The following is a 23708-nucleotide window of genomic DNA, read 5'->3' on the forward strand; positions in this document are numbered from 1 at the left end:
CATACACTTGAACACACTATATAATATTTAAAAATAAACTTTATTTTCCCAATACGCACATGAACTCATTTATTTATTTAATAACATGTAGTATCATATAACTATTATACAAAATTTGACCTAATAAAATGAAAATACGTTACAATCGTAGTTAAATAAAATTAGATAAAGCTAACGAAATATAATACTGGGTATCTAATAACGATTAATATTTAGTATAGGGGTGTCTTAAGTGAACAATGAATATCCATATAGTGCTGATGAAGTACTATCCAAAGCCAAATCATATTTGTCAAAAGAAGATTATGAATATGTGTTAAAAAGTTATCATATTGCTTATGAGGCACATGAAGGTCAATTTCGAAAAAATGGTTTACCATACATAATGCATCCAATTCAAGTTGCTGGCATATTAACTGAAATGCATTTAGATGGGCCAACAATTGTTGCGGGATTTTTACATGACGTAATCGAGGATACACCATATACATTTGATGATGTTCAAGGTATGTTCAATGAAGAAATTGCAGTTATTGTAGAAGGTGTAACAAAATTAAAAAAAGTGAAATATCGTTCGAAAGAAGAACAGCAAGCGGAGAATCATCGAAAACTATTTATCGCAATTGCTAAAGACGTACGTGTGATTTTAGTTAAATTGGCAGACCGTTTACATAATATGAGAACAATAAAACCGATGCCAAGAGAAAAACAAATTAGAATTTCTAAAGAGACACTCGAAATTTATGCACCTTTGGCTCATAGATTAGGTATCAATACCATTAAATGGGAATTGGAAGATACAGCGCTTAGATACATAGATAGCGTTCAATATTTCAGAATTGTTAATTTAATGAAGAAAAAACGTAGCGAAAGAGAAGATTACATTCAAAATGCTATAAATCGTATACAAGCAGATATGTCTAGCATGAATATTGTTGGAGAAATCAATGGGCGACCTAAACACATATATAGTATATATAGAAAAATGGTTAAACAAAAGAAACAGTTTGATCAAATTTTCGATTTATTAGCTGTTAGAATTATCGTAAATTCTATTAATGATTGTTACGCTGTACTGGGCTTAGTACACACACTTTGGAAACCGATGCCTGGTAGATTTAAGGATTACATTGCGATGCCAAAACAAAATATGTATCAGTCACTGCATACAACTGTTGTTGGTCCAAACGGCGATCCGCTTGAAATACAAATCAGAACTTCTGAAATGCATGAAATCGCTGAACATGGTGTAGCAGCGCACTGGGCATATAAAGAAGGCAAAAAAGTAACTGAGAAAGCACAAAACTTTAATAAAAAATTAAATTGGATTAAAGAATTTGCAGAAACAGACAATACTACTTCAGATGCTGAAGAATTTATGGAAACACTTAAATTTGATTTACAAAGTGACAAAGTATATGCATTTACACCAGAAAGTGACGTTGTAGAATTGCCTTACGGTGCAGTTCCTATTGATTTTGCATATGCAGTTCATAGTGAAGTAGGTAATAAAATGATAGGTTCAAAAGTAAATGGAAAGATCGAACCTATAGACTATGTATTGCAGACTGGAGATATTGTTGAAATTAGAACAAGCAAACATTCTTACGGTCCAAGTAGAGATTGGTTGAAAATTGTAAAATCATCAAGTGCGAAAAGTAAAATTCGCAGTTTCTTTAAAAAACAAGATCGCTCTTCAAACATTGAAAAGGGTAAATTTATGATTGAAGCAGAAATAAAAGATCAAGGTTTCAGAGTAGACACAGTATTAAATGAAGAAAACATTGACGTAGTAAATAATAAATATAATTTTGCTAACGATGATGACTTATTTGCTGCAGTTGGTTTTGGTGGCGTAACAGCTTTACAAATAGTGAATAAATTGACTGAAAAACAGCGTATTCAAGATAAACAAAAAGCATTGAATTCAGCACAAGAAATTTCTAAATCAGTACCTATTAAAGAGGACATTACAACGGATAGTGGCGTATATGTTGAAGGTATTGAAAATGTCTTAATCAAATTATCAAAATGTTGTAATCCAATCCCAGGTGATGATATTGTTGGTTATATCACTAAAGGGCATGGCATTAAAGTACATAGAACAGATTGCCCTAATATTAAAAGTGAAAAAGAACGCTTGATTCATGTAGAATGGGTACGTTCTAAAGACGCTACTCAACGTTATCAGGTAGATTTAGAAGTTTCTGCTTACGATAGAAATGGGCTTCTAAATGAAGTGTTACAAGCTGTAAATTCAACTAAAAGTAATTTAGTGAAAGTATCTGGTAAGTCAGATATCGATAAAAATGCTGTAATTAATATTAGTGTTATGGTAAAAAATGTTAACGAAGTTTACCAAGTTGTAGACAAGATTAAACAACTCGGCGATGTATATACTGTCACAAGAGTTTGGAATTAGAGGTGCAACATACATGAAAATAGTCGTACAAAGAGTAAAAGAAGCTTCGGTTTCTAATGAAAATATTGAAAATAAAATAAAAAAAGGATATTGCCTATTTGTTGGTGTTGGTAAAACATCTACCGAGGCTGATATTTTGGCATTAGCAAAAAAAATTGTGAATGCACGGTTATTTGAAGATAATGATGGAAAACTTAACTTAAATATTCAACAAGTTGAAGGTGAAATTTTATCTATATCGCAATTCACATTGTATGCTGACGTTAGAAAAGGGAACAGACCAGGATTCTCTTATTCTATGCCTCCCGAACAGGCAAATGAATATTACGAAATGTTTAACGATGCATTACGTTCTTATGGAATAAACGTGTTAACAGGCGAATTTGGTACGGATATGTTAGTGAATATTGCTAATGATGGACCTGTAACAGTGATTTATGAAAGTCAGGATGGCAAAATAGTATGAAAAAACTCGATACTTGGTTAGAAAAACATAATCTTAGAAATATCCCCACATTTATTGTCGCAGTAGCATTTGTCATTTTCATTATTATGATTATTGCTTTCTTAAATCATAATGATGAAAACAGTAGTACGATTTATATTACTGAAGATGCAGAATTAAGAACTGGACCTAACGCTGTTTATCCAGAAATTAATTCAATCAAAAAGGGACAAAACTTCCATAAAATTGGCGAATCTGGTAAGTGGATTGAAGTAGAATCCGGTAACAATGAAAAAGGCTGGGTGGCTGGTTGGCATACGAATTTAAATATTCAAGCAGACACTAACAAGAATGCTAAACCTTTGAAAGATAAAATAATTGTACTTGACCCTGGTCACGGTGGACGTGATCAGGGGGCATCAAGTAATACAAACAAACATAGTAAAGAGAAAGTATACACTTTAAAAACCGCTAAAGAACTCAAAGCACTTTTAGAAAAAGAAGGTGCAACAGTGAATATGACACGTAGTTCAGATGAATATGTCAGTCTTAGCGATAGAAATATTAAAGGTGATGCTTATATTAGTATACATAACGATTCATTAAAATCAGCTAAAGCAAACGGTAGTACCGTTTATTGGTTTAAGAAAAATCAAAAAGCATTAGCAGAGACGTTGAGTGCAAGCTTACAAAAGAAAGCTTTATTAACAAATAAAGGCGCACGACAAGAAAACTTCCAAGTATTGAGACAAACAGATGTACCAGCAGTATTATTAGAGTTAGGTTATATTAGTAATCCTACAGATGAAGATATGATTAGAGATCAATTACATCGACAAATTGTAGAAAAAGCAGTAGTTGATGGACTACGTGCATACTTCTCAGAATAAAAGGGTTGCATATTAGTCATAAACTCGTTATTATTAAATATGAATTCTATATTAAAACCGCTATGATTCTTGAAAATTCTAAACGAAATGGTAGCATTTAAACAATGCGAAGAGACATAATTCCTGGCTGAAAAATTATGCTTAGTAATTTAGAAATTTAACACAAGAAGAGGTGCTTTAAAAATAAAGCCGTGTAACGAACGTTATTCGTATGAAGTGGGTTATAAATTTAAATATTTATAACCAATTAGGGTGGCAACACGGAAATTCGTCCCTTGTATGACTATTAGTCATGCAAGGGTTTTTTTATTGCTTAAAAGGAGAGGTTCTATGATAAATATACCTAGAGGGACTCAAGATATTTTACCAGAGGAAACAAAGAAATGGCGTTATATTGAAGCAAAGTTAGATCAACTCATGGAATTGTATAATTACGAAGAAATTCGTACACCAATTTTTGAAAGTACTGAATTATTTGCACGTGGTGTAGGTGGTTCAACGGATGTTGTTCAAAAAGAAATGTATACCTTTAAAGATAAAGGTGACCGAAATATCACATTACGTCCAGAGGGCACAGCAGCAGTTGTCCGTTCATATATAGAAAATAAAATGCAAGGTATTGCGAACCAACCTATTAAACTATATTATAACGGACCAATGTTTCGTTATGAACGAAAACAAAAAGGTAGATATCGCCAATTCACTCAGTTTGGTGTAGAAGCAATTGGCGCTGAAAATCCAGGTGTAGATGCAGAAGTATTAGCAATGGCAATGCATATCTATCAATCATTTGGATTGAAACACTTAAAACTCGTTATTAATAGTATTGGTGATATAAATTCTCGTAAAGAATATAATGATGCACTTGTGAATCATTTTGAACCTGTAATCGATCAATTTTGTAGTGATTGTCAATCACGTTTACACACAAATCCGATGAGGATTTTAGATTGTAAAATCGATAAAGATAAAGAAGAAATAAAAACAGCTCCAAGTATTACAGAATTTTTAAATGAATCATCAAAAGCTTATTATTCAGAAGTAAAACAACATTTAGATGATTTAGGTATTCCGTATGTAGAAGATCCGAACTTAGTTAGAGGATTAGATTACTATACACATACTGCTTTCGAGTTAATGATGGATAACCCTAATTATGATGGTGCGATTACTACATTATGTGGTGGCGGACGATATAATGGCTTATTGGAATTATTAGATGGACCAAGTCAAACTGGTATAGGATTTGCGTTAAGTATTGAAAGATTGTTGCTTGCACTAGAGGAAGAACAAATTGAACTTAATGCCAATCATGAATTTGATTTATTTATTGTAACAATGGGCGATAAAGCGGACCGTTATGCTGTTAAACTATTAAATGATCTACGTAAAAATGGTGTGAAGGCAGATAAAGATTATTTACAACGTAAAGTTAAAGGCCAAATGAAGCAAGCAGATAGATTAAATGCGAGATATACAATAGTCGTTGGCGAGCAAGAGCTAGAAGAAAATAAAATTAATGTAAAAAATATGGAATCAGGCGAAACTGAAAATATTAAATTAGATGAAATGGTTAATTATTTCAAAAATTAAGGAGAGATATCATGAGTAAACGAACAACATACTGTGGTTTAGTAACTGAGTCGTTATTAGACCAAGAAGTAACATTAAAAGGTTGGGTACACAACCGTAGAGATTTAGGTGGCTTAATTTTTGTTGATTTACGTGACCGTGAAGGTTATGTCCAAATCGTATTTAACCCAGATTTTTCAGCAGAAGCATTACAAATTGCAGAAACTGTTAGATCAGAGTATGTGGTAGAAGTTAAAGGAATAGTTAAGCAACGTGATCCTCAAACAGTAAACCCAAAAATTGAAACTGGCCAAGTTGAAGTACAAGTTTCAGATATTCAAATTATCAATAAATCTGAGACACCTCCATTTGCTTTAAATGAAGAAAATCAAAATGTAGATGAAAATATCAGATTAAAATATAGATATCTTGATTTACGACGTCAAGAGTTAGCACAAACATTTAAAATGAGACACCAAACAACACGTTCTATTAGACAATACTTAGATCAAGAAGGTTTTTATGATATAGAAACACCTGTATTAAATAAATCTACGCCAGAGGGTGCCCGTGACTATTTAGTACCATCACGTGTACATGGCGGTGAATTTTATGCTTTACCTCAGTCACCACAAATATTCAAACAATTATTAATGATTAGTGGTTTTGATAAATACTACCAAATTGTTAAGTGTTTCCGTGATGAAGATTTACGTGCTGATCGTCAACCAGAATTCACTCAAGTAGATATTGAGATGAGCTTCGTGGATCAAGAAGATGTGATGGATATGGGCGAAGAAATGTTGCAAAATGTTGTTAAAGATGTGAAAGACGTTGAAGTACTGCGTCCATTCCCAAGAATGACATATAACGAAGCTATGAGTCGTTATGGATCAGATAAACCAGATACACGTTTTGGTATGGAGTTAATCGATGTTTCAGAACTTGGTGAAGTCATGGACTTTAAAGTATTCAAAGATGCTATCAATAAAGATGGTCAAGTTAAAGCAATTGTAGCTGAAGGCGCTTCTGACAAATATACAAGAAAAGATATAGATGTTTTAACTGAATTTGTAAACATCTATGGTGCTAAAGGTTTAGCTTGGGTAAAAGTTGTAGAAGATGGCTTAAATGGGCCAATCGCCAAATTCTTTGAAAATGATCATGTTGAAAAGTTACAATCGCTAACTGGAGCACAAGCAGGTGACTTAGTATTATTCGTAGCAGATAAACCAAGTGTTGTTGCACAAAGTTTAGGCGCTTTACGTCTTAAACTTGCGAAAGAATTAAACATGATTGATGAAACGAAATTGAATTTCTTGTGGGTTACAGATTGGCCTTTACTTGAATATGATGAAGATGTTAAACGCTATACTGCAGCACATCATCCATTCACTTCACCAAAACAAGAAGATATTGAAAAATTAAGCACTGAGCCTGAGAATGTTCAAGCTAATGCATATGATATTGTTTTGAATGGTTATGAATTAGGCGGGGGCTCTATCAGAATTCATGATGCTGATTTACAAGCTAAAATGTTCGAAGTTTTAGGTTTCACAGACGAACAAGCAAAAGAACAATTTGGTTTCTTACTAGATGCCTTTAAATATGGCGCACCACCACATGGCGGCATAGCATTAGGATTAGACCGTTTAGTTATGTTATTAACGAATCGCACAAACTTACGTGATACAATTGCCTTTCCTAAAACTGCATCTGCGACATGTCTATTAACGGATGCACCAAGTGAAGTATCAGAAAATCAATTAGAAGAACTTTCATTACGTATTCGTCATTAATTAGCGCAAGAAGTTTTAATTCTTGCTAATTTGAAATTATGTGTTATGATGTTCACATAAGATAGTCATCTGAAGTGTTCGTAAGTTTGCTTCATATTTGGGCCTAACACTCTTTGATCCGGGAGCCCAATGGGTTTTCTTGCAGCGCACACGCCTCAAAGGAGGACTTGCAAAACAAGAAACAGGGCACCCACCTGTTATAAGCAGGCCGAATGATCAAGCACTTTATAACTACGGCACTAACGGACTCTATCGTACGCAAGACTTCGGTCTTGCGTATTTTTTTGCTGAAATTTAAAATGTGTATGCTACGATTTCAAATAATGTAAGATAAATAATGCATTTTGTAAATATAAATATATGATAATGTTATAATAGTTTTGTTATAGCATATTAATAATAATAAGGAGTATTTAGATGAGACATCAATTTTCTAGAAATGAATTAGCCTATGGTCAAGAAGGCTTGGAATTATTAAAAGAAAAGACAGTTGTTGTGCTTGGTGTAGGTGGGGTTGGTTCATTTGCCGCTGAAGCTTTGGCACGTACGAATATTGGTCATATCATTCTTATTGATAAAGATGATGTTGATATCACTAACGTCAATCGTCAATTGCATGCGCTTACGACTACAATCGGTCAGAGTAAAGTGACTTTGATGGAGGAACGTATTAAATTAATTAACCCTGATTGTAAAGTGACTTCATTACATATGTTTTATACAGAAGAAACTTATGAAGCGTTGTTCAGTGAGTATGATATCGATTATTTTGTAGATGCAAGTGACACAATCATTTATAAAGTACACTTAATGAAAGAGTGTTTAGATAGAGGTATTTCCGTGATTTCAAGCATGGGTGCTGCCAATAAAATTGATCCAACACGTTTTGAAGTTGCAGATATTTCTAAAACGCATACAGATCCGATGGCTAAAATTATAAGACGTAAATTAAAAAAATTAGGTATTCATAAAGGGATACCTGTTGTATATTCAGATGAAAGTCCAATTGTAATTAGAGAAGATGTTAAAGATACAGTGGGTGATGCTAATGCACCAACAAGAAAAGGGCAAATGCCACCATCTTCAAATGCTTTTGTGCCTAGTGTAGTTGGATTAATCAGTGCAGGTTTTGTAATTAATGATATTCTAAAAGACATTCCCGTTACGCGTATTAAAGACAAAAAATAAAAAATGTTCATTCATTAATAACTATTTAAAAAGGTAGCTTCCTGTTTTTGGGAGCTACCTTTTATGGATTATACTGATTTATATTTTATTTCTTTTTTTGTGAATGACTAATATTGTCGTAAACAGACTTAAATTGCTGTTCACTTTTAGAGGTTGTTTTGGGCTCATAATAAATTCTATTTTTAAGTTTATCGGGTAAATATTGTTGTGAAACGAATCCGCTCTCATAACTATGCGGATATTTATAACCGATTGCCCGACCTAATTCTTTAGCACCTGCATAATGACCATCTTTTAAGTGGTCAGGAATCTGACCAACATGTCCCTTACGTATATCTGATAGTGCAGCATCAATAGCTGAAATACCTGAGTTAGATTTTGGTGATAAACAAAGTTCTATTACAGCTTGGCTCAAAGGAATTCTAGCCTCGGGGAAACCTAAACGCTCAGCTGACTCTATTGCTGCTAATGTACGTTGACCAGCTGCTGGTGACGCCAAACCGACATCTTCAAAACTAATTACTAATAAACGTCGAACGATTGTTGGTAAATCTCCAGCTTCGATTAAACGTGCAAGGTAATGTAATGCAGCATTAACATCGCTACCTCTAATTGATTTTTGAAATGCACTCATTACATCGTAGTGCATGTCTCCATCTTTATCACTTACAAAAGCACCTTTTTGCAAACAATCTTTTGCATCTTCTAGTGTGATATGCCTATTGCCATCAGTTACTTCAGAACTTAATACAGCCAATTCTAAAGCATTGAGTGCACTTCTAACATCGCCTTGACTTTGTGTGGTAAAGTAAGTCATTGCTTCATCATCAACAATTGGATTGTAAGTAGCGAGCCCACGTTCAGCATCATTAATTGCTCTCTCTAATGAGACTCTGACATCATTGTCATCTAATGGATATAATTCGAAAATTTGAGCTCTTGAACGTATAGCAGGATTAATTGCATGGTAAGGATTAGATGTTGTCGCGCCAATTAATACAATCTTCCCATTTTCTAAGTGCGGTAATAAAAAATCTTGTTTGGCTTTATCTAAACGATGTATTTCATCTAATAGTAGAATTACTTGTCCAGACATTTTAGCTTCTTCCACAATTAACTGCATATCTTTTTTTGTATTCGTTACAGCATTGAGCTGTCGAAACTTGAATTGTGTACTTCCAGATATCGCTTTTGCAATGCTTGTTTTACCTATACCGGGAGGGCCAAAAAATATCATTGAAGATAATCTTTTTGTTTCAACCATTCTTCTAATAATTCCTTTCGGACCTACTAAATGTTTTTGAGAAATAATTTCATCTATGTTATTCGGACGCATTCTAGATGCAAGTGGTTCGTTCGTCACAATCTGTCACACCTTTCTAATTCTATATTAACGTAAAAAATGATAGAATGTTAATATATAGTATTCGAATTAAGTGAGGTAATATAATGAAAATTTCAACAAAAGGAAGATATGGGTTAACATTAATGATTTCCCTAGCTAAAAAACAAGGACAAGGGTGCGTATCATTAAAATCTATAGCAGAAGAAAATAATTTAAGTGATCTATATCTAGAGCAATTAGTCGGTCCTTTACGGAATGCTGGATTAATTCGAAGTGTTCGTGGTGCAAAAGGCGGTTACCAATTAAGAGTACCAGCGGAAGAAATTACAGCTGGTGATATTATACGTTTATTAGAAGGTCCAATTACGTTTGTAGAAAGTATTGAATCAGAGCCACCTGCGCAAAAAGAACTATGGATTAGAATGAGAGATGCTGTTAGAGAAGTACTTGATAATACAACTTTACAATATCTAGCCGATTTTAAAGAAACTGATGACTTAGATGGTTATATGTTTTATATTTAAAATGTAATATAATTTATAATTTTATAGTTCAGAATGATTTCTTTTAATGAAAATATTGGATTTATTTTCTTTTTCATGTTTAGACAGAATGATTAGTGGTATTTAATTTGTATACATTGCTAAGGAGGTAATTTACATGGCAGATGAAAATAAATTCGAACAAGCAAAAGGTAATGTGAAAGAAACAGTCGGTAATGTAACTGACAATAAAGATTTAGAAAATGAAGGCAAGGAAGATAAAACTTCTGGTAAAGCTAAAGAATTCGTAGAAAATGCAAAAGATAAAGCGAATGACGCTATTGATAAATTCAAAAAATAATTTAAGTTTTAATTAACTTTAAAAGGAGTAATTACTATGGCTGAAAATTTCTTAGACAAAGCAAAAGAAACTGCAAAAACTGTATCTGAAAAATTAAAAGGGTCTGACAATGAAAAAGCACAACAAGCTTCAGAACAAATAGATAAATTCACTGGTGGCAGTGACGATAAAAAAGAAGAAGATAACAAAGGTGAAGATAACAAGGACGAAAAATAATCTTTGCTAAAATTAATTTGTAAAATGATAAAATCCCAATCTACAAACTTGTAGATTGGGATTTTATCATTTTATTTACTTGAATTTTATAGCGTATCTACCACGTTTTTTAGTTTATGGTAAGAATCAAGTTGGGCTTCTTGATCATAAATATAGCTGATAGCCATTAATTCATCAATATCACCATGTTCATCTATAAATGTTTTAATTTTATTTTTTACAGTTTCTTCAGAGCCGATAAGTGATGAACTCATACGTTGTTGGGCAATTTCAAATTCAGTAGGTGTTAAGATACCTTTTAAATCATCAGTAGGTGGTTGAAGTGGTTGCATTCTGCCTCTTGTTATACTGACCATAACTTGTGCTTGAGTTGTTGATAAGTATTCAGCTTGTTCATCAGTATCAGCAACAATGGCATTTAAACATACGATGACATAAGGTTTGCTAAGTTCATTGGAAGGTTCAAATAAATCTTTATATATTTCGATTGCATCTTTCATTTGTTGTGGTGCAAAATGACCAGCAAAAACATAGGGAAGTCCTTTTCGTGCTGCTAAATGGGCAGAATCAGTAGATGAACCTAGGATATAAAGTGGTACATGTTTATCTACAGCCGGATAAGCTCGCACATATGCTTGCTGATTACCAGGACCAAAATATTTGGCAAGTTGTTCAACTTCTTCCGGAAATTCATAAACGCCATTATGTTGATCTCTACGTAAGGCACTAGCAGTCATCATATCAGTGCCAGGAGCACGTCCTAAACCTAAATCTACACGCTCTGGAAATATTGTTTCCATCGTACCAAACTGTTCGGCAACTACTAATGGTGCATGATTTGGTAACATGATACCACCTGAACCTACTCGGATTTTAGATGTGTGCTCTAATGTATGTTGGATTAACAAAGCAGTAGCAGAACTTACTAAATTTGGTGCATTGTGATGTTCTGCAATCCAATAGCGTTCATAATCTAACGTCTCCAAATTTTGAGCTAATTTAACCATATCTTTAATCGCAGCTTGATCATCTTCTCCTTCTCGAATAGGTACAAGATTAAGCGCTGATAATTTTAAATTGTACATGTTTATCGTTGTCCTCCTCATTGATTGTTATTATATTGAAGTATAACAGGCGTTATAAAACTTGCGTAAGAAACTGCTCACTGTTATAATGATGGAAATTAAAACGTTAGGTGGCTTAATTAAGGCGATGAAGACATTGGATAAATATCAAGAAAATAAATTAACAAAACTACATTTAAATGAGAAAGTTATAGGATATGTCCATGTCGTAAATAATATGAACTATTATTAAGCAACCGCATATAATGATTGCAGTATATATTTATGGCATGTCATATCCTCGGAAGCGAGGAAATTGATATGTCTTTTTATTATATTCAAAAACCATTTGAAAAATATGGTAAAACGTTGATAAATCACGTGAATATAAGTGTTGAAATAGGAGAACACATAGCGCTCGTGGGTGATAATGGTGTTGGTAAAACAACCTTACTGAATGAACTATACTTAAAGTATAGAGATAATGCATATCTTATGAAGCAAGATATGACGGATTATTATAATGAAACTGGAATGGAATTTGTTTTATCTTTATTTCCGGAAATATTAAAATTAAAAAAAGAAATAACTTATAATTATGAAAAAATAGCTGATTATATAGCATATAATGGTTATGAAATAGAACAAAAAATTATTACACAAGCGAATTTATTTAATTTAACCGAAACTGATTTAGACAAACAAATGGGCCTTTTAAGTGGAGGCCAACAAACACGCGTCGCATTATTACGTTCGATTATTTCAGAGAAAGATTTGATTTTATTAGATGAACCAACTAATCATCTTGATCAAAATATGCTTAATGATTTGATAACTCACATAAATAAATCAAAATGTACAATAATCTATGTATCTCATCACCGTGGCTTTATCAATGCAACTGCTAGTCATATCATAGAGATAAATCGAACACAGACAAGGAAATTTACGGGTAATTATAACCAGTATAAAGAAATTATAGATTTAGAGTTTCAAACACAAGTGAATGCTTATGAAAAACAGCAGAAAGAAGTTAAGAAGCTTGAAGACACCATTAAAAGAGTTAAAGAATGGCATGCTGCTTCTAAGCAAACAACGAGTGTTCGCGATCCCTCTATGCAAAAACGATTGAGTAAATTAGCACAAAAATCAAAAGTAAAAGAGTCACAATTAAATCAAAAATTAAACGAAAAAAATATCGAAGAACCCGAAAAAGATAATAGAAAGTTTCATTTCGAACATCATGAAAAAAAGCGTAAACGTTATTTATTGAGGTTAGAAGATTTCAGTATTTCAATAAATGATCTTTGTATTTATAATCAAGCGAATTTCGAAATTAAGAATAATGAAAACATATTACTTACTGGACCTAATGGCAGTGGAAAATCACTATTAATCAACTTGATTAGACAAAAAATAAAACCTGATCAAGGCTTTATCCATATTACACCTTCACTTAAAATAGGTTATTTCGATCAACAAAATAATAATTTAACGTATCGTGAGACACCTTTAAATACTTTGTTAGCTTTAGAAGGTATGACACGTAGCCATGCCCAAACGATTTTAGCTGCATTTGGTTTCGACCAAGATAAAATTATTGAACCCATTGCTTATTTGTCAATGGGAGAGAAAAGTAGGTTGCAGTTTGTATTATTATTTTTCTCAAATCCTAATTTATTGATATTAGACGAACCAACAAACTATTTTGATATCACAACACAAGACTTGATTATGGACATGATTCATAGTTTTAGTGGTCAAGTGCTCATTGTCACACATGACCAGTACTTACAATCACGATTCACAGCGACGCATTGGGAAGTATCCAATAAGCAACTCCATAATTTGACGCTCAATCAATATCGTAAGACAAATACCGTTGATACTTTGAAATTATTAGATGATTACAAAACAATTGATGAAAGTGGACATTTTGAAACAGAGAACTAGAAAATTTGATTAGATGGTGCTATCATTGGAACATTGATAAAATTGTTAGGAGTGTCAAACATGGAAGTATATGCAGATTATGCTGCAACAACACCAGTCAAACAAGCAGTTATAGATAAGATGATGGATGTTTATAGCGTTCATTATGGTAATCCGTCTTCTATTCATAGTATGGGAAGAGACGCAAGAAAATATCTCGATGAATCGCGCAGAACGGTAGCGAAGATATTTAATGCTAAGCCAAGTGAAGTTATATTCACGAGTGGCGCTACTGAATCTAATAATACTGCAATAAAGGGTATTGTGTACGAACGTCAACATAAAGGTAAACACATCATTACATCTAAAATTGAACATCACTCTGTACTCCATGTTTTTGAACAACTCGAAAAAGAAGGCTTTGAAGTAACATATTTAGATGTGGATCACGAAGGCTTAATACAACTTGACCAATTAAAAGCAGCACTCACGGACGAAACAATTTTAGTGTCAATCATGTTTGTTAATAACGAAATAGGAACAGTCGAACCTATGTATGATATTGACGATATCATTGCTGAATCTAACGCTTTGTTTCACGTTGATGCAGTTCAAGCGATAGGGCACTTGGAAATAGATTTCCATGAATTTAACATTGATGCGATGAGTATCACCGCACATAAATTTGGAGGTCCCAAAGGTGTGGGGACTTTATTAGTCAAAGATGATACAAAATTACAATTTCCACAATTAGGTGGGGAACAAGAAGCAAAACGAAGAGCAGGCACAGAAAATCTCCCACAAATTGTAGGGTTAGCTGAAGCTTTAACTTTAGCGAATAATCATATAAACGATAATAATGTTCATTTAATGAATTTGAAAAACCAATTTCTTGTTACATTACAAGAGCGCTCAGTTCCATTTGAATTGAATGGTTCTATGACAGATTCAACAGGGCATATCGTTAATTTATATTTGCCTTTCGTTGATGTAGAAACGATGCTTACCTTATTGGATTTATCTAATATATATGTCTCGTCAGGTTCTGCATGTACAGCAGGAACAACGACACCATCGCACGTTTTAGTAGCAATGTATGGCAATGAAGAACGTGCAAAACACTCTGTAAGATTTAGTTTTAATGAACAAACGACTGAACAAGAAATTAAATATATAACTGCAGAAATACACAAAATTTATCATAAATTTAAGGAGGAAATATAGTTGTCAAATCAAGATACACGTGTGGTAGTCGGTATGTCAGGTGGCGTAGACAGTTCTGTAACGGCACACATATTAAAAGAACAAGGTTACGATGTCATAGGTATATTCATGAAAAATTGGGATGATACTGATGAGAATGGGGTATGTACGGCTACAGAAGATTATAATGATGTAATTGCCGTCTGCAATCAAATCGGTATACCTTATTACGCAGTTAATTTCGAAAAAGAATATTGGGATAAAGTGTTTACTTATTTCTTAGATGAATATAAAAAAGGACGCACGCCTAATCCAGATGTAATGTGTAATAAAGAAATTAAATTTAAAGCTTTCTTAGAGCATGCATTAAAACTAGGTGCAGATTACGTTGCAACTGGTCATTACGCACGCGTAAGACGTCATGAAGATGGTCATGTCGAAATGTTACGTGGTGTCGATAATAATAAAGACCAAACTTATTTCTTAAATCAATTATCACAAGATCAATTATCTCGCGTTATGTTCCCAATAGGGGATATTGAAAAATCAGAAGTACGTCGCATTGCTGAAGAACAAGATTTAGCAACTGCTAAAAAGAAAGATTCTACAGGTATTTGTTTTATAGGAGAACGTAATTTCAAAGAATTTCTATCACAATATCTACCAGCTCAATCTGGCGATATGGTTACACTAACAGGAGATAAAATCGGTACACATGCAGGTTTAATGTATTATACAATTGGTCAACGTCATGGCCTTGGTATTGGCGGAGATGGAGATCCATGGTTTGTAGTTGGTAAAAATCTAGATGACAACGTATTATATGTAGAACAAGGTTTTCATCATGATGCATTATACAGTGACTATTTAATTGCTTCTGATATTTCATTTGTGAATACAGTTGATTTAGAAGAAGGCTTTGAATGTTCTGCTAAATTTAGATATCGTCAAAAAGATACTAAAGTATTTGTTAAAAAAGAAAATGATAATGCAATTCGCGTTTCATTTGCTGAACCAGTTCGAGCAATCACACCGGGTCAATCTGTCGTCCTTTACGATGGTGATGTATGTTTGGGTGGCGCTACAATTGATGATGTCTTTAAAGAATCAGGTCAATTAAGTTACGTCGTATAATACATTTTACTTAGAAATCGTTAGTAAGCTATATATTATAGTAACTAACGATTTCTTTTTCTGAAATATGATTTAAAAAAGATGAGCAAATGTTATAATGAATAGTCAGAAATGAGGGTTTAAATTGGATCAAGAACAAATATATAAATTAATTAAACAAGGTAATATTGAAGAAGCGTTAACAGCATTATTTGCAAATATTGAAGAAAATCCCAAAGAAGTTGAAAACTATATAAATGCAGGTATTTTAATAGCCGAAGCGGGTGAAGTTGAAAAGGCTGAAAAGTTTTTTCAAAAAGCAATAACGCTCGATCCAGAAAATGGTGCGATTTATTATAATTTAGGTAATGTATATTATAATGAAGGACGATTTAGTGAAGCAATCAAACTATATCAGCAAGCTCTAAAATACAATGTAGATTTAGTGGATACCAATTATATGATTGGTATGTCATTTAATCAACTAGAGGCATTTAAAGAGGCATTGCCGTTCCTAATGACTGCCGCTGAAAAAGATGACCGTAAAGACGTAGAAGTTCAATTTCAATATGGTCTTGTATTATGTCATTTAGAAATGTTTGAACAAGCAATCACTCAATTGAACTATGTATTAACTTTAGATGAGAAGCATTCAGATGCTTTATATAATCTAGGCTTAGCCACTTATATGCAAACTGAAGATACAACACAAGCAATTCAAATTTTCGAACGTGCAGTTGAAGCAAATCCAGAACATGTGATGAGTCAACACGCAATCAAAACTTTTAAATCTATAGCAGAGGAGGAATAACTAATGGAAGACCCTACATTATTTAACAATTCAATGATTAAAGGAACCGTGGATGCTATTTTATTTCAAAATAAAGAAAATTTTTATACGGTTTTAAAGGTAGATACAATTGAAACAAATGAAGATTTCGATTCAATGCCTACAATTGTAGGGTTTTTCCCGGAAATTGCTGAAGGTGATGTCTATACGTTTAAAGGCCAAGTTGTAACACATTCTAAATATGGTAAGCAACTCAAAGCTGAAACGTTTGAAAAAGAGTTGCCGCAAACAAAAGAAGCAATCATTAGTTATTTATCCAGCGATCTTTTTAAAGGTATTGGTAAAAAAACTGCACAAAGTATTGTAAATAAGTTAGGCGAGAATGCCATTAGTGATATATTAAATGATCCTGCTATTTTAGAAAAAGTACCGAGTCTACCAAAAAAGAAACAAAAGCAAATCGCAGAACAAATCGCCAGTAATCAAGAAACAGAACAAATCATTATACGACTTCACGACTTAGGTTTTGGTCCGAAGCTTGCTATGGCAATATACCAAGCCTATTTAGGTGAGACACTTAAAGTTGTTGAAAATACACCATACCAATTGGTTTATGATGTAAAAGGAATCGGTTTTAATAAAGCAGATACTTTAGCACGTAACGTGGGAATTCAATTTAATGATGATGAACGTCTGAAAGCTGGTTTGTTATATGTTTTAGAAGAAGAATGTATTAAACAAGGTCATACATATTTACCTACAAATAATGTTATGGAAATGACACAAGATATGTTGTCTCAACCACCAGCAGAAATGATTGATGCACAGCAACTTATAAATGTATTGCAAGATTTAGTAAATGATACGAAATTAATCCAACAAGAAAATGAAGTTGCTATACCAAGTTTGTATTATTCAGAGTTGAAAAGTGTTCAAAACTTATATCGCAATTTTACGCATACAAATAAATTAAAAGAAATTGAGCAATCAGAATTATTGCTTGAAATTGGTGAAATAGAGAACCGTAATGAAGTAACATATGCCGATTCACAAAGAGATGCGTTACAAACTGCAATTAATACTAAAATCATGCTACTAACTGGTGGTCCAGGTACTGGTAAAACGACAGTAATCAAAGGTATCGTAGAGCTATATGCAGAGATTCATGGTTTATCGTTAGACTATGATGATTACCAAAATGACGATTACCCAGTTGTGCTTGCGGCACCTACCGGCAGAGCATCAAAGCGGCTTGCAGAATCTACAGGATTAGAAGCAATGACGATACATCGGCTCATTGGTTGGAATCAAGATACACAACCTGAAGATATATTAGAAAATGAAATATCTGCAAAACTTATTATTATAGATGAGATGTCGATGGTTGATACATGGCTTTTTCATCAATTTTTGAGTGCAGTACCTATAGACGCACAAGTTATATTAGTAGGTGATGAAGATCAATTACCATCTGTTGGTCCTGGACAAGTGTTTAAAGATTTAATCGATTCAAAAGTTATTCCCCGTGTCAATTTAACTGAAGTATACCGCCAACAAGACGGTTCTAGTATTATTGAGTTGGCACATAGAATGAAATTGGGCGAAGCAATTGATATTACACAGCGTTTCCATGATCGTAACTTTATCAAATGTACGACTGAACAAATACCCACAGTAGTTGAAAAAGTAGTGACAAGTGCAGTAAATAAAGGATATGACATGAGTGATATTCAGGTATTAGCACCTATGTATAAAGGTTCCGCAGGTATTAAAAAACTAAATACGGTCTTGCAAGATATATTGAACCCTAAAGACAAAGATACTCGAGAAATTGAGTTTGGTGATGTTGTTTTTAGAAAAGGAGATAAGGTTTTACAACTTGTGAACCGACCAAGCGATAATATTTTTAATGGTGATATCGGTGTAATCGTAGGTATATTTTGGGCGAAAGAAAATGCATTAAATAAAGACATACTTGTCGTTGATTTTGAGGGTAATGAAATAACGTTTGTTCGAAAAGATTTATTAGAATTAACACATGCATATTGCACATCTATTCATAAGTCTCAGGGTTCTGAGTTTCCTATAGTCATCATGCCAATGGTCAAGCAATATTTTAGAATGTTACAAAAACCTATTTTATATACAGGGCTTACTCGAGCGAAGCAGTCACTTATATTTTTAGGTGACCCACAAGCATTTGATATTGGATTGAAAACACACGGTCAAGTGAGAATGACACAATTATGTACATTTCTGAAAAGTTATTTCAATAACGAAGTAACTGAAGATGCTGAAGATAGTATTGCAATCAGTAAAACAATTGATGCAGATATCATATTGACTGAAGATAATATCTTTAAAATTAACCCTATGATCAACATGGGAGACATTTCACCATATGACTTTGTAGAAGATTGACATTAGTAACGAAAGTAAATACAATATAATTAACTTAGCATAAAGGTGAGTAGACTGTGTTAGACAACAAGAGATGTACTGGTTGGTGGAAAGTACAGATAATACAGTTGAACGCTGCTTTATGTCAGTATAAATAATAACTAATTAAGTGATAAGTGTGAGTTAGTAAATTTTAAGAATAACTATCGTCTGATATGTAAATCTTTAAAATTTAGATAGAAATAGATTTACTAATGCTTATAACCAGGGTGGTACCGCGAAACGTTCGTCCCTTTTATGAGGATGGGCGTTTTTTATTTCCAATTTTTTCTTATAACTGTTATAACTTGATTTGAGATGGAGGAATTTTAAGGATGAAAAACTTAAAAGCTAGTGAAATTAGACAAAGTTTTATTGATTATTTCGTTGAACAGGGGCACATGGTTGAACCTTCAGCGCCGTTAGTGCCTATTGATGATGATTCTTTACTATGGATTAACTCTGGTGTTGCGACATTGAAAAAATATTTTGATGGTAGAGAAACACCGAGAAAACCTCGTATCGTGAATTCACAAAAAGCGATTCGTACCAATGACATTGAAAACGTAGGCTTTACTGCACGACACCATACGTTCTTTGAAATGTTAGGAAACTTCTCAATTGGCGATTATTTTAAAAAAGAAGCAATCCAATTTGCATGGGAATTTTTAACAAGTGAGAAATGGATGGCAATGGATCCGAAATTACTTTATGTCACAGTTCATCCTGAAGATGTGGATGCATATAGAATCTGGAATGAAGAAATGGGATTAGAAGAAAGTAGAATTATCCGAATTGAAGGTAATTTCTGGGATATAGGTGAAGGTCCTTCTGGTCCCAACACTGAAATATTCTATGACCGTGGTGATCAATTTGGTCATGATGATCCTGAAGAAGAAATGTATCCAGGTGGAGAAAATGAACGCTTTTTAGAAGTGTGGAATTTAGTGTTTAGCGAGTTTAATCATAATAAAGATCACACTTATACACCATTACCAAACCAAAATATTGATACTGGCATGGGTCTAGAAAGAATGGCTTCTATCGCCCAAAATGTACGTACAAATTATGAAACTGACTTATTTATGCCTATTATTCATGAAGTTGAAGCAGTTTCTGGCAAAAAATACTTAGAAAAAGATACGTATGATGTTGCCTTTAAAGTAATTTCTGATCATATACGTACAATTGCATTTGCCATTGCTGACGGTGCTTTACCTGCTAATGAAGGCAGAGGTTATGTATTGCGTAGATTGTTACGACGTGCTGTAAGATTCAGTCAATCTCTAGAAATTAATGAACCATTTATGTATCAGTTGGTTGATATCGTTGCGGATATTATGGAACCTTATTATCCAAACGTAAAAGAAAAATCAGATTTTATTAAACGTGTTATTAAATCAGAGGAAGAACGTTTCCACGAAACTTTAGAAGAAGGGCTTGCAATATTAAATAATTTAGTTGCAAAAGCTAAAGATTCAACTCAGGAAATCAATGGTAAAGATGCGTTTAAATTATATGATACTTATGGTTTCCCAGTTGAATTAACTGAAGAAATCGCAACACAAGAAAACCTTTCTGTTGATATGCAGACTTTTGAAATTGAAATGGAACAACAAAGGAATAGAGCAAGACAAGCACGTCAAAGTTCTCAATCTATGCAGATTCAAAGTGAAGTATTGAAAAAAATAACTACTGAAAGTAAGTTTGTGGGTTACGACATCATGGATAAAGCAACAACGATTACTGATATTATCTATAACGGAGAATTAGTAGATACAGTTGAAGCTGGAGAAGCAATTCATTTTGTATTAAGTGAAACACCTTTCTACGCTGTAAGTGGTGGACAAGTTGCAGACCAAGGCATAATCAGTAACGAACAATTTGAAATTGTCGTGACTGAAGTAACGAAAGCACCGAATGGACAGAACTTACATACAGGTGAAGTTCAGTTTGGAACAGTTAGAAAAGATGCTGAAGTTTCTGCAAGCGTGAATCACGAAGACCGCCGTGCAATCAAGAAAAACCATAGTGCCACACACTTATTACATGCTGCTTTAAAAGAAGTGTTAGGTGATCATGTGAATCAAGCTGGTTCATTGGTTGAAGCAGACCGTTTAAGATTTGATTTCTCACATTTCGGACCTATGAGCCAGGCAGAGATTGATCGTGTTGAACAACGTGTTAACGAAGAGATTTGGAATAGCATCGATGTTAATATCCAAGAAATGCCAATAGATGAGGCTAAGCAAATAGGTGCTATGGCACTATTTGGTGAAAAATATGGTGATGTAGTAAGAGTTGTAAATATGGCACCATACTCTATTGAGTTATGTGGTGGCATCCATGTGAATAATACTTCTGAAATTGGATTGTTTAAAATTGTTAGTGAATCAGGTACAGGTGCAGGCGTGCGTCGTATCGAAGCATTTACAAGTAAATCAGCATTTCTATATTTAGAATCTGTACAAGAGAAATTTAATGCTGTTAAGACTCAAGTTAAAGTTAAAACAGATGAGCAAGTATTAGAAAAAATAGTGCAAATGCAATCTGATGAAAAAGAACTTACAAAACAATTAGAGCAAAAAAACAAGGAAGTTACAGCCTTAAAAATGGGTGATATCACTGACCAAGTTGAAGATATAAATGGCTTGAAAGTTTTAGCGACAGAAGTTGAAGTTGCAAATGCCAAAGCAATTCGTGAAACGATGGATGACTTTAAATCGAAATTACAAGATACAGTAATCGTATTAGTAAGTAACGTAGATGGAAAAGTATCATTAGTTGCCACTGTACCAAAAGAATTAACTGCTAAAGTGAAAGCAGGAGATATTATTAAAAACATGGCACCTATTGTAGGTGGAAAAGGCGGAGGCCGTCCTGACATGGCTCAGGGTGGAGGTACTCAACCTGAAAACATCACAGAATCATTACGTTTCATTAAAGATTACATTAAATCTCTATAACTTCAATGCATAGTAATGTAGAATGTAAATAAGAACTTTTTTTACTTGATACGAAGGAGTGCTAAAAGAATGGAAAATTTTGATAAAACAATGAAGTTTAATTACGATGAAATTCCAAAAGAAGATGTCAAAACAGTATTGAAAAATGTCTATAATACGTTGGAAGAAAGAGGATATAACCCTGTAAATCAAATCGTAGGTTATTTACTATCAGGTGATCCAGCTTATATACCTCGTAATAACGAGGCTAGAAACCAAATACGCCGCATAGATCGTGACGATATTATGGAAGAACTTGTTTCGAATTATTTACAAGAGAATTCAAAATAATATATGTTAAAGCATAAGATATTAGGTTTAGACGTTGGAAGTAAGACTGTAGGCATTGCAGTAAGTGATTTAATGGGTTGGACAGCCCAAGGATTAGACACACTCCGTATAGACGAAGAAAACAATGAACTAGGTATTGAACAATTAGTAAAAATTATAAAAAAAGAGAATGTTGGCTCTGTTGTTATAGGTTTACCTAAAAATATGAACAATTCTATTGGATTTCGAGGCGAGGCTTCGTTACAATACAAGGAGCAACTTCAAGAAGCACTGCCATCTGTAGAGATAATTATGTGGGATGAACGATTAAGTACCATGGCTGCAGAACGTTCTTTACTGGAAGCAGATGTTTCTAGACAGAAACGAAAAAAAGTAATAGACAAAATGGCAGCAGTTTTTATATTGCAAGGCTATTTAGACTCTATTCAATAAAAAGGAGCGTTTAATAATGACAGAACAGAATAAAGATGCAGAATTAGAAATTAACAACGAAGAGGAATTATTAACACTATATGATGAAGAAGGTAATGAAGTTTTATACCGTAAAGTCCTAGAATTTTTCCACCCAGAATTCAAAAAAGAATATGTCATTCTTGCTGAAGAAGGCGCTGAATCTGATGATGAAGATTTAATTGAATTAGTACCAATGATCAACGAACCAGACGAAAATGGTGAAGGTGGTAAATTCTTACCTGTTGAAACAGATGAAGAGTGGGATATGATTGAAGAAGTAGTTAATACTGAAATGGACGATCATGACCACGATCACGACCACGAATAAAATAACTATAAAAGCCACATATAGTCTCGTATAGGACTAATAAATAACGAAAGGATGATTTCACTAGAAATCATCCTTTCTTGCTGTCAACAAACATGTGAAGTTTTGTTGACAGTTTTTTATATCGTTGGCATAAGTCCCCGTCCAGCTCATATTCTAAACAGAGACTTCCGTTTTGGTAAACACAACATAAAGCTCACCACAGCTTCAAAGCACAATTTACACTTATATTTTGTGCTAGTTTATGGTAAAATATATAAAGTTAATTTCAATCGTACGTTATGTATATTTATGATATATCTCTGTACCAACACTTGAACGTGTACCCTTATAAAAAGCGAGTAACCAATTACTTTTATTAAAGACAATC

21 protein-coding genes and 1 other RNA gene are annotated in these 23708 nt (G+C 33.4%); 20 read left to right on the forward strand and 2 right to left on the reverse strand.

All coding sequences use genetic code 11. The features are described from left to right. Positions 1-232 precede the first annotated feature (232 nt). The 7 genes from MHB47_RS06210 to MHB47_RS06240 all read left to right on the forward strand — a co-directional run bounded on the left by MHB47_RS06210 (position 233) and on the right by MHB47_RS06240 (position 8316). A complete protein-coding gene (locus MHB47_RS06210; RefSeq protein WP_340755707.1) occupies positions 233-2422 on the forward strand; it encodes a RelA/SpoT family protein in 2190 nt (729 codons plus the stop codon). 13 nt (positions 2423-2435) lie between these two features. Next, positions 2436-2888, forward strand: a complete 453-nt coding sequence (gene dtd, locus MHB47_RS06215; protein WP_002507421.1) for a D-aminoacyl-tRNA deacylase — start codon at positions 2436-2438, stop codon at positions 2886-2888. Further along, positions 2885-3757, forward strand: a complete 873-nt coding sequence (locus tag MHB47_RS06220) for an N-acetylmuramoyl-L-alanine amidase (protein WP_064782865.1) — start codon at positions 2885-2887, stop codon at positions 3755-3757. Before dtd ends, MHB47_RS06220 begins: the two co-directional genes overlap by 4 nt. A gap of 330 nt (positions 3758-4087) precedes the next feature. Continuing rightward, positions 4088-5350 carry a histidine--tRNA ligase gene (hisS, locus tag MHB47_RS06225; RefSeq protein ID WP_340755710.1) on the forward strand — a complete coding sequence of 421 codons (1263 nt, stop codon included), beginning with the start codon at positions 4088-4090 and terminating at the stop codon, positions 5348-5350. An 11-nt stretch (positions 5351-5361) separates the two neighbouring features. After that, positions 5362-7128: an aspartate--tRNA ligase gene (gene aspS / locus MHB47_RS06230; protein ID WP_340755712.1), complete on the forward strand. Its 1767-nt coding sequence runs from the start codon at positions 5362-5364 to the stop codon at positions 7126-7128. Between the two features lie 63 nt (positions 7129-7191). Continuing rightward, positions 7192-7381, forward strand: a non-coding RNA gene (gene ssrS / locus MHB47_RS06235) — 6S RNA. 164 nt (positions 7382-7545) lie between these two features. Continuing rightward, positions 7546-8316, forward strand: a complete 771-nt coding sequence (locus MHB47_RS06240) for a tRNA threonylcarbamoyladenosine dehydratase (RefSeq protein ID WP_002507425.1) — start codon at positions 7546-7548, stop codon at positions 8314-8316. Between the two features lie 85 nt (positions 8317-8401). On the opposite strand, the gene MHB47_RS06245 is transcribed toward MHB47_RS06240, so the two are convergent. Then, complete coding sequence (locus MHB47_RS06245) at positions 8402-9679, reverse strand: replication-associated recombination protein A (protein WP_198644149.1); 1278 nt, start codon at positions 9677-9679, stop codon at positions 8402-8404. 86 nt (positions 9680-9765) lie between these two features. On the opposite strand from MHB47_RS06245, the gene cymR reads away from it, so the two are divergent. The 3 genes from cymR (at position 9766) to MHB47_RS06260 (ending at position 10720) form a co-directional block, all read left to right on the forward strand. Next, positions 9766-10185 (forward strand): cysteine metabolism transcriptional regulator CymR, encoded by a 420-nt coding sequence (cymR, locus tag MHB47_RS06250; protein ID WP_002507427.1) that lies wholly within the window; start codon positions 9766-9768, stop codon positions 10183-10185. A gap of 136 nt (positions 10186-10321) precedes the next feature. Continuing rightward, complete coding sequence (locus MHB47_RS06255) at positions 10322-10504, forward strand: CsbD family protein (RefSeq protein ID WP_002507428.1); 183 nt, start codon at positions 10322-10324, stop codon at positions 10502-10504. A 36-nt stretch (positions 10505-10540) separates the two neighbouring features. Continuing rightward, on the forward strand, positions 10541-10720 hold the full coding sequence (locus MHB47_RS06260) for a hypothetical protein (protein ID WP_340755716.1): 180 nt from the start codon (positions 10541-10543) through the stop codon (positions 10718-10720). 86 nt (positions 10721-10806) lie between these two features. Here MHB47_RS06260 and MHB47_RS06265 read toward each other — a convergent pair whose 3' ends face one another. Further along, positions 10807-11805, reverse strand: coding sequence for an LLM class flavin-dependent oxidoreductase (locus tag MHB47_RS06265; protein WP_021339125.1), 999 nt, complete (start codon positions 11803-11805; stop codon positions 10807-10809). 61 nt (positions 11806-11866) lie between these two features. On the opposite strand from MHB47_RS06265, the gene MHB47_RS06270 reads away from it, so the two are divergent. The 10 genes from MHB47_RS06270 (at position 11867) to MHB47_RS06315 (ending at position 23338) form a co-directional block, all read left to right on the forward strand. After that, on the forward strand, positions 11867-12037 hold the full coding sequence (locus MHB47_RS06270; protein WP_198644151.1) for a hypothetical protein: 171 nt from the start codon (positions 11867-11869) through the stop codon (positions 12035-12037). Positions 12038-12105: 68 nt separating this feature from the next. Next, positions 12106-13737 carry a Sal family ABC-F type ribosomal protection protein gene (gene sal / locus MHB47_RS06275; protein WP_340755719.1) on the forward strand — a complete coding sequence of 544 codons (1632 nt, stop codon included), beginning with the start codon at positions 12106-12108 and terminating at the stop codon, positions 13735-13737. A gap of 60 nt (positions 13738-13797) precedes the next feature. Further along, positions 13798-14940 carry a cysteine desulfurase family protein gene (locus tag MHB47_RS06280; RefSeq protein WP_340755721.1) on the forward strand — a complete coding sequence of 381 codons (1143 nt, stop codon included), beginning with the start codon at positions 13798-13800 and terminating at the stop codon, positions 14938-14940. Further along, complete coding sequence (mnmA, locus tag MHB47_RS06285; protein ID WP_021339128.1) at positions 14941-16053, forward strand: tRNA 2-thiouridine(34) synthase MnmA; 1113 nt, start codon at positions 14941-14943, stop codon at positions 16051-16053. Between the two features lie 124 nt (positions 16054-16177). Further along, positions 16178-16843 (forward strand): tetratricopeptide repeat protein, encoded by a 666-nt coding sequence (locus MHB47_RS06290; protein ID WP_002507435.1) that lies wholly within the window; start codon positions 16178-16180, stop codon positions 16841-16843. Between the two features lie 3 nt (positions 16844-16846). Beyond that, positions 16847-19243, forward strand: a complete 2397-nt coding sequence (gene recD2 / locus MHB47_RS06295; protein WP_340755724.1) for an SF1B family DNA helicase RecD2 — start codon at positions 16847-16849, stop codon at positions 19241-19243. 353 nt (positions 19244-19596) lie between these two features. After that, positions 19597-22227, forward strand: coding sequence for an alanine--tRNA ligase (alaS, locus tag MHB47_RS06300; protein ID WP_340755726.1), 2631 nt, complete (start codon positions 19597-19599; stop codon positions 22225-22227). A gap of 69 nt (positions 22228-22296) precedes the next feature. Then, positions 22297-22557 carry an IreB family regulatory phosphoprotein gene (locus MHB47_RS06305; protein ID WP_002507438.1) on the forward strand — a complete coding sequence of 87 codons (261 nt, stop codon included), beginning with the start codon at positions 22297-22299 and terminating at the stop codon, positions 22555-22557. 3 nt (positions 22558-22560) lie between these two features. Then, positions 22561-22989 (forward strand): Holliday junction resolvase RuvX, encoded by a 429-nt coding sequence (gene ruvX / locus MHB47_RS06310; protein ID WP_002507439.1) that lies wholly within the window; start codon positions 22561-22563, stop codon positions 22987-22989. Between the two features lie 16 nt (positions 22990-23005). Further along, entirely contained in the window at positions 23006-23338 is a 333-nt protein-coding gene (locus MHB47_RS06315; protein ID WP_002507440.1) for a DUF1292 domain-containing protein, read from the forward strand. The last annotated feature ends 370 nt before the right edge of the window (positions 23339-23708 follow it).

Source organism: Staphylococcus sp. FSL K6-3157, from assembly GCF_038005145.1.
GTDB classification, from domain to species: Bacteria; Bacillota; Bacilli; order Staphylococcales; family Staphylococcaceae; genus Staphylococcus; species Staphylococcus equorum.

Excerpts from the sequence above, each read along its gene's own strand:
- dtd (WP_002507421.1), top strand. The coding sequence starts at position 2,436 with ATGAAAATAGTCGTACAAAGAGTAAAAGAAGCTTCGGTTTCTAATGAA.
- MHB47_RS06220 (WP_064782865.1), top strand. The coding sequence starts at position 2,885 with ATGAAAAAACTCGATACTTGGTTAGAAAAACATAATCTTAGAAATATC.
- hisS (WP_340755710.1), top strand. The coding sequence starts at position 4,088 with ATGATAAATATACCTAGAGGGACTCAAGATATTTTACCAGAGGAAACA.
- aspS (WP_340755712.1), top strand. The coding sequence starts at position 5,362 with ATGAGTAAACGAACAACATACTGTGGTTTAGTAACTGAGTCGTTATTA.
- MHB47_RS06240 (WP_002507425.1), top strand. The coding sequence starts at position 7,546 with ATGAGACATCAATTTTCTAGAAATGAATTAGCCTATGGTCAAGAAGGC.
- cymR (WP_002507427.1), top strand. The coding sequence starts at position 9,766 with ATGAAAATTTCAACAAAAGGAAGATATGGGTTAACATTAATGATTTCC.
- MHB47_RS06255 (WP_002507428.1), top strand. The coding sequence starts at position 10,322 with ATGGCAGATGAAAATAAATTCGAACAAGCAAAAGGTAATGTGAAAGAA.
- MHB47_RS06260 (WP_340755716.1), top strand. The coding sequence starts at position 10,541 with ATGGCTGAAAATTTCTTAGACAAAGCAAAAGAAACTGCAAAAACTGTA.
- MHB47_RS06265 (WP_021339125.1), bottom strand. The coding sequence starts at position 11,805 with ATGTACAATTTAAAATTATCAGCGCTTAATCTTGTACCTATTCGAGAA.
- sal (WP_340755719.1), top strand. The coding sequence starts at position 12,106 with ATGTCTTTTTATTATATTCAAAAACCATTTGAAAAATATGGTAAAACG.
- MHB47_RS06280 (WP_340755721.1), top strand. The coding sequence starts at position 13,798 with ATGGAAGTATATGCAGATTATGCTGCAACAACACCAGTCAAACAAGCA.
- recD2 (WP_340755724.1), top strand. The coding sequence starts at position 16,847 with ATGGAAGACCCTACATTATTTAACAATTCAATGATTAAAGGAACCGTG.
- alaS (WP_340755726.1), top strand. The coding sequence starts at position 19,597 with ATGAAAAACTTAAAAGCTAGTGAAATTAGACAAAGTTTTATTGATTAT.
- MHB47_RS06305 (WP_002507438.1), top strand. The coding sequence starts at position 22,297 with ATGGAAAATTTTGATAAAACAATGAAGTTTAATTACGATGAAATTCCA.
- ruvX (WP_002507439.1), top strand. The coding sequence starts at position 22,561 with ATGTTAAAGCATAAGATATTAGGTTTAGACGTTGGAAGTAAGACTGTA.
- MHB47_RS06315 (WP_002507440.1), top strand. The coding sequence starts at position 23,006 with ATGACAGAACAGAATAAAGATGCAGAATTAGAAATTAACAACGAAGAG.